Source organism: Paraburkholderia sp. 2C, assembly GCF_054589215.1.
On the sequence record NZ_BAAILL010000080.1, the window covers coordinates 68,394 to 77,541 of the forward strand.

Below are 9,148 nucleotides of genomic sequence, written 5' to 3' on the forward strand. Positions count from 1 at the left end.
GCTTGTGCAAATCGGGCGCCGGCTTCTTCTTCCAGTCGCTGACCGCGCGGCTCACGATCGTTTCACTCGCAAGCGTCAAATCGACTGCGACACAGACGAGCGTCGACGGCGCGCAGGACGCGAGCAGCGTGTCGAGCAGCGCGCGATTGCGATACGGCGTTTCGATAAAGATCTGGGTCTGCTTTGCCTTGCGCGACTGCTGCTCGAGTTCGCGCAAGCGCTTTGCGCGCTCGCTCGCATCGACCGGCAAATAGCCGTGAAAGGCAAAGCTCTGGCCGTTCAGGCCCGACGCCATCAACGCCAGCAGAATCGAACTCGGGCCCACGAATGGCACGACCTTGACGCCGCGCTCGTGCGCGCGCCGCACGAGCAGCGCGCCCGGATCGGCGACGGCCGGGCAACCGGCTTCCGAGACGAGCCCCGCGTCGGCGCCTGCGAGAATCGGCGCGAGCAGCCGGTCGATTCCACCGGCGGGCGTATTCACGTTGAGTTCGCGAATCTCGATTTCCTGGATCGGCCGCTCGGTGCCGACTTTCTTCAGGAACGCGCGCGTGGTTTTCGCGTTTTCGCCGATGTAATAGCCGAGCGCAGCGGCGCGTGCGCGGACGGGCGCGGGAAGCACGGCGTCGAGCGCGTCGGTATCGCCGTCGCCGAGCGTATTGGGGATCAGATAGAGCACGCCGCTCATTGCGTCCCCCAGAGCGGATAGCCCGCGGCGAGCAGCATGCCCGACAGCGCGATCAGCGGCAGGCCGATCAGTGCGGTCGGATCGTCCGATTCGATCGCGTCGATCAGCGTGATGCCGAGCCCTTCGGCCTTCGCGCTGCCCGCGACGTCGTACGGTGTTTCGGCGCGCAGATAGGCGTCGAGCGCGGCATCGGGAAGATTCCGGAAGCGCACGCGGGTCACGACGTCGAGGCGCTGCGCATCGCGCGAGCGGCTATCGAACAGGCAAAGCGCGCTGTGGAAAAGCACGTCGCGGCCGCGCATTGCCTGCAGCTGCGCGAGCGCCTTGTCGTGGGTGCCGGGCTTGCCGATCTGCAGGTCGTCGAAGGTCGCGACCTGATCGGAGCCGATGATCAGCGCTTGTTCGGCGGCGGCGAGGCCTGCCGCGACCGCGCGCGCTTTCGCCTCGGCGAGGCGCAACGCGGTGGCTTGCGGGCTTTCGCCGGCCAGCGGCGTTTCGTCGATGTCCGGCACAGCGACATCGAACGGAATGCGCAGGCGTTCGAGCAATTCGCGGCGGTAGCGTGAACTCGACGCAAGAATCAGACGGGGCGGGCTTTTGAGCGGTTCCGGCATGGTGGAAAACGGGTGTTGAAAGGGGGTCCGCGTGTGTCGTCGTATCCAGCGGCTTAAGTGTTTGACTCGAAAAGACAAAACGGATATAGTTTTGGGCTTTTCTAGCGGTGGCTCCTGCGGAAGCGGTGCGCATCAATGCGGCCAGCGATGTGCAACCAGCGTGTAACCAGCGGTGTAACCAGCGTGCACCCAGCGCACGACTGGCATACAACCAGGGCGCACGACTGGCGCACGACCAGCGGAGCCTTGCCGGGCAGGCAGGGGACGCACATGACGCATTCGACTGAGCACAGACCTGAGCACAAAGGCATGCCCGCCGCCGTCGATCCGCGGCAACTCGATGTATTCGAGTTTGCGCGCAGCGGGCGGCAAGCCGCCGGTGTCGTGCGCGTCTCGCAACTGCCGCGCATGTTAAACGAAGTCCCGGCGGACGTGCCAGCAGACGAACGCGACACCGCGTTCACCTGGCAAGCCGAAGGATCGACGCAGCCGGAATTGCAGGACGACGGCACCGAAGGTCCGCAGCCGTATCTGCGGCTCGCGATTCACGGTAGCGCGTGGCTCGAATGTCAACGCTGCCTTGCGCCGTATGAGCAGGCATTCAATGTCGACGCGATTTATCGGATCGTCGGCACTGAAGCGGAAGCTGAAGAGTTTCCGCTCGATGAGGATGAAGTCGAAGTGATCGTGGGCTCGCGCCAGTTCGATCTCGTCGAGTTGATCGAGGAAGAATTGCTGTTGTCGTTGCCGCTCGTGCCCAAGCACGAGGTTTGTCCCGAGGTGCACGAGAGTCTGAGCTCGGGCGCGGCCGGTACGGAAGGCAGCGACGAGCACGATGAAGCAGACGAAAAAGGCGGAGTCGAGGCGCAACGGCCGAATCCGTTTGCGGTGCTGCAAGGCCTGAAATCGAAAGGCGCGGGCGGGTCCGGCGATGAGTCCAAAGAAGGATCGGACGACGGGTCGGACACATCTGGCGGCAAGCATTGAACAGGTTGCAGGGGTAGCGCGAGGCGAGCCGCGAGGCGGACCGGTTAGCGGACCAGCCAGTGGCTGTCGCGACATCGCGCTGTGTTAGAATTCGGAAAATTTTCAGGAGTTATCATGGCAGTTCAACAAAACAAGAAGTCGCCGTCGAAGCGTGGCATGCACCGTTCGCACGATTTCCTCACCACGGCGCCGCTCGCAGTCGAGCCGAGCACGGGTGAAGTGCATCTGCGTCACCACGTCAGCCCGAACGGCTACTACCGCGGCAAGAAAGTCGTCAAGACGAAGAACGACTAATCGGCGAGAGCGTGTTGCGCCCTTTCACAGGCGTTGCGCGCGGCGATTGGTCCGTCGCTGCCGGTTCCGCGGCTGCGGTTCACATTGCGGCCACTGCAGCGGATTCAACGATTAGGCTGTTCCGTGCCGGCTTGACAGACACTCGCCTGACATTTTCCCGACACCTCGAAAAGGCGGCATTCACTTGCCGCTTTTTTGTGTCTGAAATTCGTCGCACTCGATGACTGTAAAACTCACGATCGATTGCATGGGAGGCGACCACGGCCCGTCCGTGACCGTCCCCGCTGCCGTCAACTTCGTTCGCTCGCATCCCGACGCGCAGCTGATGCTGGTCGGTATCGAGAGCGCGATCCGCGCACAACTGAAGAAGCTGAAGGCATTGAACGAGCCGGCGCTGACAGTCGTGCCGGCGAGCGAGATCGTCGCCATGGACGATCCGGTCGAGGTCGCGCTGCGCAAAAAGAAAGATTCGTCGATGCGCGTCGCGCTCAACCGCGTGAAGGAAGACGACGCGCAGGCCTGCATTTCCGCCGGCAACACCGGTGCGTTGATGGCCGTCTCCCGCTACGTGCTGAAAACGCTGCCCGGCATCGAGCGCCCGGCGATCGCGTTCGCGCTGCCGAACCCGACCGGCTATACGATGATGCTGGATCTCGGGGCAAACGTCGATTGCGAGCCGCAGCATCTGTTGCAATTCGCCGAGATGGGCCACGCGCTCGTGTCCGCACTCGAGGGCAAGGACCGTCCGACCATCGGTCTCCTGAACATCGGCGAAGAGATGATCAAGGGCAACGAGACGATCAAACGCGCGGGCGAACTGTTGCGCGCGAGCACGCTCAATTTCCGCGGCAACGTCGAAGGCGACGACATCTACAAGGGAACGACCGATGTGATCGTCTGCGACGGTTTCGTCGGCAACGTGGCGTTGAAGACGTCGGAAGGCCTCGCGCAGATGCTCTCCGACATCATCAAGGAAGAGTTCGGCCGCTCGTGGCTCACCAAGGTGATGGCCGTGCTCGCGCTGCCGGTGCTGCTGCGTTTCAAGAAGCGCGTCGATCATCGGCAATACAACGGCGCGGCGCTGCTCGGCCTGCGCAGCCTCGTGATCAAGAGCCACGGTTCCGCGGACGCGTACGCGTTTGAATGGGCTATCAAACGCGGGTATGATGCCGTCAAAAATGGCGTGCTCGACCGCCTTGCGCGCGCGATGGAGGAGAACGCGGGTTCCCTCGAACAGGCGACGCAGACGACGGCACAGGCCGCGCGCGGCGCAGCGGCGGTGGCCGCGGCGGACGGCGTGCCGGCGGACCTGTCCACTTCATCCGATCCGGCCAGTGCTGGACGGTCGACCCCCGAGCCGACCCCGGCCGATCCGGCGGACCCCGCCAGGTCGTCTGCCGGCGCGGTCGGCTCCGACGGTCCCGCGGGTCCTGCTACTACGGGTTCTGCCGCTGGCCGCACTGGTCGTGCCGGGCCCTACGCCGCATCTTCCTCGAAGGCATAATGGCGCAATCCACTCTTTACTCCCGCGTGCTCGGCACCGGCAGTTATCTGCCGCCGCACCGCGTCTCCAATCAGGAACTGGCTGATCGTCTCGCGAAGCAGGGCGTCGAGACGAGCGACGAATGGATCGTCGCCCGTACGGGCATCCACGCACGCCACTTCGCTGAACCCGATGTCACGACGAGCGAGCTGGCGCTGATCGCATCGCAACGCGCGCTCGAAGCCGCCGATGTCGATCCGCAGTCGGTCGACCTCATTATCGTCGCGACGTCGACGCCCGATTTCGTGTTTCCGAGCACCGCGTGCCTGCTGCAAAACAAGCTCGGCATCAGGAACAACGGCGCCGCATTCGACGTGCAGGCCGTGTGCTCGGGCTTCGCCTACGCCGTCGCGACGGCGGACAGCTTTATCCGCAGCGGCCAGCATCGCACCGCGCTCGTCGTTGGTGCCGAAACCTTTTCGCGCATTCTCGATTTCAACGATCGCACCACCTGTGTGCTGTTCGGCGACGGCGCGGGCGCGGTCGTGCTGCAGGCCTCGAATGAGCCGGGCGTGCTCTCGAACGCGCTGCACGCGGACGGCAGCTACTCGAGCATTCTTTGCACGCCGGGCAATGTGAACGGCGGTGTCGTGTCGGGCAGCGCGTTCCTGCACATGGACGGCCAGGCCGTGTTCAAGCTCGCGGTCGGCGTGCTCGAAAAAGTCGCAGTAGAAGCACTCGAAAAAGCAAACCTCAAAGCCGAAGAAGTCGACTGGCTGATTCCGCACCAGGCCAATATCCGCATCATGCAAAGCACGTGCCGCAAGCTCGGCCTGCCGCAGGAGCGGATGATCGTCACCGTGCACGAGCACGGCAATACGTCGGCTGCCTCGATCCCGCTCGCGCTCGACGTCGCCGTGCGCGACGGCCGCATCAAGCGCGGCCATACCGTGCTGCTCGAAGGTGTCGGCGGCGGCTTTACATGGGGCGCTTCGGTGATCCGTTTCTGACGGCTGGCGGTTCCTGTACGGCCTCTTCTGTGACGGCGGCGGCCGCGCGCCGCCTGAGTGTCGTGAGCGTGCCGCGCGCATCGGCGTGACAGCGGTTGCCGCTTGCGCGAACACAGGAGCCCGCACACACGAGACACAGCGTCGTGCGCATCACCACGCACATCTGAATTCATCGATTTTGGGGGCGATATGAAATTTGCGTTCGTTTTTCCGGGCCAAGGCTCGCAATCGGTCGGCATGCTGAACGCGTTCGGCGATCATCCTGTTGTGCGCGAGACGGTACAGGAAGCGTCGGACGCACTGAACCAGGACATCGGCAAGCTGATCGCCGAAGGCCCGGCAGACGATCTGAACCTCACGACGAATACGCAGCCCGTGATGCTGACCGCAGCATATGCAATTTACCGCGCATGGCAGGCGGCCGGCGGCCCGGCGCCCGCGATTGCCGCGGGTCACAGCCTTGGCGAATACACGGCGCTCGTCGCCGCCGGCGCGCTGAAGTTTCGCGACGCGGTGCCGCTCGTGCGATTTCGCGCGCAAGCGATGCAGACGGCGGTGCCGGTCGGCGTCGGCGGCATGGCCGCGATTCTCGGCCTCGACGACGACACCGTACGCGCCGCATGCAGCGAAGCGTCGTCCGAAGGCACGGTCGAGGCAGTCAACTTCAATGCGCCCGCACAGGTCGTGATCGCGGGCCACAAGGCCGCGGTGGAAAAGGCCTGCGAAATCGCCAGGGCGAAGGGCGCAAAGCGCGCGCTGCCGTTGCCGGTGTCGGCGCCGTTCCACTCGTCGCTGCTCAAGCCCGCTTCCGATCAACTGCGTACGTATCTCGCGAACATCGAAATCGAGGTGCCGTCGATCCCGGTGATCAACAATGTCGACGTCGCGCTCGTGCGCGAGCCGGCTGCGATCAAGGATGCGCTCGTGCGCCAGGCGGCCGGCGCCGTGCGCTGGGTCGAATGCGTGCAGGCGATGGCGAAAGAGGGCGTCACGCAGGTGTTCGAATGTGGTCCGGGCAAGGTGCTTGCTGGCCTCACGAAACGCATCGACGGCAATCTCGCCGGTGCGGCGATCGTCGATCCGGCGTCGCTCGAAGAAGCGCTGAAGCTCGCGAACGCGTAACGGCAAAGAAAGCGCGGCGCGCACGGCAGAAATCCGCGGAAAGCGGCAGCGCCCCGGCAAACAGACGACGAACACGACGGGCACACACGGAGCCCGCGACAGATGGGTTTAAACCGCCTGCGAACAGCGGGCACAGCGTGGAATCACAGCGGAATTCAACGATGGAAAAAACTCTCGACAAGCAGATCGCAGTAGTCACCGGCGCGTCGCGCGGCATCGGTCGCGCGATCGCGCTCGAACTCGCGCGTCAGGGCGCAATCGTGATTGGCACGGCGACCAGCGAGAGCGGTGCGCAAGCGATCGCCGAAGCGTTCCGCGAAGCCAACCTGAATGGCCGCGGCGCGGTGCTCGATGTCAACGACGCAGCCGCGGTCGAAGCGCTGATCGACGGTACGGTGAAGGAGTTCGGTTCGCTCAACGTGCTCGTGAACAACGCGGGCATCACGCAGGACCAGCTCGCCATGCGCATGAAAGACGAAGACTGGGATGCCGTGCTCGACACGAACCTGAAGGCGGTGTTCCGTCTCTCGCGCGCGGTGCTGCGCCCGATGATGAAGGCGCGCGGCGGCCGCATTATCAATATCACGTCGATCGTCGGCGCATCGGGCAACCCGGGCCAGGCGAACTATGCGGCGGCCAAGGCCGGTGTGGCCGGCATGACGCGCGCGCTCGCGCGCGAGATCGGCAGTCGCGGCATCACGGTGAACTGCGTCGCGCCGGGCTTCATCGATACCGACATGACGCGCGTACTACCCGAAGAACAGCAGGCCGCATTGAAGGCGCAGGTGCCGCTGGGGCGTCTGGGCGCGCCGGAAGAAATCGCCTACGCGGTCGCATTCCTCGCCTCGCCGCAAGCAGCCTACATTACGGGCGTCGAATTGCACGTAAACGGCGGCATGTATATGTCGTAATCAAATTCGGTTACTATCCGCGCCGCAGCGCAGTTTCGCACGCGCGCGGACAGAGCTTTCGCAGCAACGTGCGCGCCGTTTTTCCGCGGGGCAAACCTGATAAAATGCGCGCACCTGTATTTATGAACTTTTTTCCCTTGGAGGGGTAATGGACAACATCGAACAACGCGTTAAGAAGATCGTTGCGGAACAACTGGGCGTCGCCGAAGCGGAAATCAAGAACGAAGCCTCGTTCGTCAACGATCTCGGCGCTGATTCGCTCGATACCGTCGAACTGGTGATGGCCCTCGAAGACGAATTCGGCATGGAAATTCCGGATGAAGAAGCCGAGAAGATCACCACGGTGCAGCAAGCGATCGACTACGCTCGCGCCAACGTCAAGGCCTAAGGTCATTCGCGCCAGCATCGCCGCCTGCATGGCCGTCGCCCGCGTGGCTGTTGCCCGTATGGTCTTCGCCCGCGTTGTCGTCGACTGCGTTGTCGTTGCTTGCATGGTCGTCGCCTATGCCGGCGTTGCCCGCCTTGTCCGTGTCGGCGCGCCGTCGCAGCGCGGCCCGCGCGCCACGCGTGGAACAGGCGGCCAGGCCGCCGCTACCGGCATTCATGCCAGACTCATAGCCACAGGGTACACAGGCTCGTTTCCTGTTGCCGCTGTGGCTTTTGCTTTGGGCTGAACCGCCGCTTTTGCTTTCGTCATTCTATGGAAAAGGGGTTACCGTGAGCCGCCGTCGTGTTGTTGTTACAGGCCTGGGGCTGATTTCGCCTGTTGGCAATAATGTTGCCGATGGATGGGCCAATCTGGTCGCCGGCAAATCCGGCATCGCCGACATCACGAAGTTCGATACGTCGAATTTCTCCACTCGCTTCGCCGGCGAGGTCAAAGGCTTCAGCGTCGAGGAATACATCCCGGCCAAGGAAGCGCGCCATATGGATACGTTCATCCATTACGGCATCGCGGCCGGCATACAGGCGATCAAGGATAGCGGCCTCGAGATCGACGACGCGCTCGCCGAGCGCGTCGGCGTCGTTGTCGGCTCGGGCATCGGCGGCCTGCCGATGATCGAAATCACGCAGACCGAACTGTTGAACCGCGGCCCGCGCCGCATCTCGCCGTTCTTCGTGCCGGCGTCGATCATCAACATGATCTCGGGCCACCTGTCGATCAAGTTTGGCCTCAAGGGCCCGAATCTGTCGATGGTCACGGCGTGCACCACGGGCCTGCATTGCATCGGCGAAGCTTCGCGTCTGATCGAATACGGCGATGCCGACGTGATGATCGCGGGCGGCGCGGAATCGACCGTCTCGCCGCTCGGCATCGGCGGCTTCGCGGCGGCGCGCGCGCTGTCGCAGCGCAATGACGATCCGGCGACGGCGAGCCGTCCGTGGGACAAGGACCGCGACGGTTTCGTGCTCGGCGAAGGCGCGGGCGTGATGGTGCTCGAAGAGTACGAACACGCGAAGGCCCGCGGCGCGAAGATCTACGCCGAAGTGGCCGGTTACGGTATGAGCGGCGACGCGTACCATATGACGGCGCCGCTCGAAGACGGCGACGGCGCGCGCCGCTGCATGCTGGCCGCAATGAAGAACGCGCGCATCAATGCGAACGAAGTTGGCTATCTGAATGCGCACGGCACCTCGACCCCGCTTGGCGATCTCGCGGAAACGATCGGCATCAAGCGCGCGTTCGGCGATCACGCGAAGAACATCGTCGTGAACTCGACGAAGTCGATGACCGGGCACCTGCTCGGTGGCGCCGGCGGCCTCGAGTCGGTGTTTACGGTGCTCGCCCTGCATCATCAGGTGTCGCCGCCGACCATCAACATCTTCAACCAGGATCCGGAATGCGATCTCGACTACTGCGCGAACACGGCGCGGGAGATGAAGATCGATGTCGCGCTGAAGAACTCGTTCGGGTTCGGCGGCACGAACGGGACGCTGGTGTTCAAGCGCCCGTAAGCGGCATTAGCGTTTGACGCAGTCGCCTACGCACCCCCTGCAGGAATCCCAAGGCGGATCGTCGCAGCGCATCGCGCTGCGAC

Annotated in this window: 10 protein-coding genes and 1 pseudogene; 8 read left to right on the plus strand and 3 right to left on the minus strand. The window is 64.0% G+C overall.

The annotated features are described in order from the left end of the window. Together ACYPXD_RS33510 and ACYPXD_RS33515 are read right to left on the minus strand one after the other, a co-directional pair. The coding region (locus tag ACYPXD_RS33510; protein ID WP_459722693.1) for an SAM-dependent methyltransferase at positions 1-688 on the minus strand (688 nt) is incomplete at its 3' end. Beyond that, positions 685-1,302 (minus strand): Maf-like protein, encoded by a 618-nt coding sequence (locus ACYPXD_RS33515; RefSeq protein ID WP_459722696.1) that lies wholly within the window; start codon positions 1,300-1,302, stop codon positions 685-687. The genes ACYPXD_RS33510 and ACYPXD_RS33515, both read right to left, overlap by 4 nt. A 270-nt stretch (positions 1,303-1,572) precedes the next feature. Here ACYPXD_RS33515 and ACYPXD_RS33520 point away from each other — a divergent pair, with 270 nt between their 5' ends. The 7 genes and pseudogenes from ACYPXD_RS33520 to acpP all read left to right on the plus strand — a co-directional run bounded on the left by ACYPXD_RS33520 (position 1,573) and on the right by acpP (position 7,497). Beyond that, on the plus strand, positions 1,573-2,289 hold the full coding sequence (locus tag ACYPXD_RS33520; RefSeq protein WP_459722700.1) for a DUF177 domain-containing protein: 717 nt from the start codon (positions 1,573-1,575) through the stop codon (positions 2,287-2,289). A gap of 114 nt (positions 2,290-2,403) precedes the next feature. After that, positions 2,404-2,583, plus strand: coding sequence for a 50S ribosomal protein L32 (gene rpmF / locus ACYPXD_RS33525; RefSeq protein WP_006025797.1), 180 nt, complete (start codon positions 2,404-2,406; stop codon positions 2,581-2,583). Positions 2,584-2,803: 220 nt separating this feature from the next. Next, positions 2,804-3,815: pseudogene (gene plsX / locus ACYPXD_RS33530) on the plus strand (phosphate acyltransferase PlsX); the annotation flags it as partial. Positions 3,816-4,086: 271 nt separating this feature from the next. Beyond that, on the plus strand, positions 4,087-5,076 hold the full coding sequence (locus tag ACYPXD_RS33535; RefSeq protein ID WP_459722703.1) for a beta-ketoacyl-ACP synthase III: 990 nt from the start codon (positions 4,087-4,089) through the stop codon (positions 5,074-5,076). A 189-nt stretch (positions 5,077-5,265) separates the two neighbouring features. After that, positions 5,266-6,198 carry an ACP S-malonyltransferase gene (gene fabD / locus ACYPXD_RS33540; protein ID WP_459722706.1) on the plus strand — a complete coding sequence of 311 codons (933 nt, stop codon included), beginning with the start codon at positions 5,266-5,268 and terminating at the stop codon, positions 6,196-6,198. 161 nt (positions 6,199-6,359) lie between these two features. Then, on the plus strand, positions 6,360-7,109 hold the full coding sequence (gene fabG / locus ACYPXD_RS33545) for a 3-oxoacyl-ACP reductase FabG (RefSeq protein WP_459722709.1): 750 nt from the start codon (positions 6,360-6,362) through the stop codon (positions 7,107-7,109). A gap of 148 nt (positions 7,110-7,257) precedes the next feature. After that, on the plus strand, positions 7,258-7,497 hold the full coding sequence (gene acpP, locus ACYPXD_RS33550; RefSeq protein ID WP_004197638.1) for an acyl carrier protein: 240 nt from the start codon (positions 7,258-7,260) through the stop codon (positions 7,495-7,497). Here the strand turns inward: acpP and ACYPXD_RS33555 are convergent. Further along, the gene (locus ACYPXD_RS33555) at positions 7,487-7,714 is read right to left on the minus strand and encodes a hypothetical protein (RefSeq protein ID WP_459722731.1); all 228 of its coding nucleotides are present in this window, start codon (positions 7,712-7,714) and stop codon (positions 7,487-7,489) included. The genes acpP and ACYPXD_RS33555 overlap by 11 nt on opposite strands. Before the next feature lie 112 nt (positions 7,715-7,826). Between ACYPXD_RS33555 and fabF the strand changes: the two genes are divergently transcribed. Beyond that, positions 7,827-9,065, plus strand: a complete 1,239-nt coding sequence (fabF, locus tag ACYPXD_RS33560) for a beta-ketoacyl-ACP synthase II (protein WP_459722734.1) — start codon at positions 7,827-7,829, stop codon at positions 9,063-9,065. The last annotated feature ends 83 nt before the right edge of the window (positions 9,066-9,148 follow it).

Coding starts and splice junctions, on each gene's coding strand:
- ACYPXD_RS33555 (WP_459722731.1), bottom strand. CDS start 7,714: ATGAATGCCGGTAGCGGCGGCCTGGCCGCCTGTTCCACGCGTGGCGCG.
- fabD (WP_459722706.1), top strand. CDS start 5,266: ATGAAATTTGCGTTCGTTTTTCCGGGCCAAGGCTCGCAATCGGTCGGC.
- ACYPXD_RS33515 (WP_459722696.1), bottom strand. CDS start 1,302: ATGCCGGAACCGCTCAAAAGCCCGCCCCGTCTGATTCTTGCGTCGAGT.
- ACYPXD_RS33535 (WP_459722703.1), top strand. CDS start 4,087: ATGGCGCAATCCACTCTTTACTCCCGCGTGCTCGGCACCGGCAGTTAT.
- acpP (WP_004197638.1), top strand. CDS start 7,258: ATGGACAACATCGAACAACGCGTTAAGAAGATCGTTGCGGAACAACTG.
- rpmF (WP_006025797.1), top strand. CDS start 2,404: ATGGCAGTTCAACAAAACAAGAAGTCGCCGTCGAAGCGTGGCATGCAC.
- ACYPXD_RS33520 (WP_459722700.1), top strand. CDS start 1,573: ATGACGCATTCGACTGAGCACAGACCTGAGCACAAAGGCATGCCCGCC.
- fabG (WP_459722709.1), top strand. CDS start 6,360: ATGGAAAAAACTCTCGACAAGCAGATCGCAGTAGTCACCGGCGCGTCG.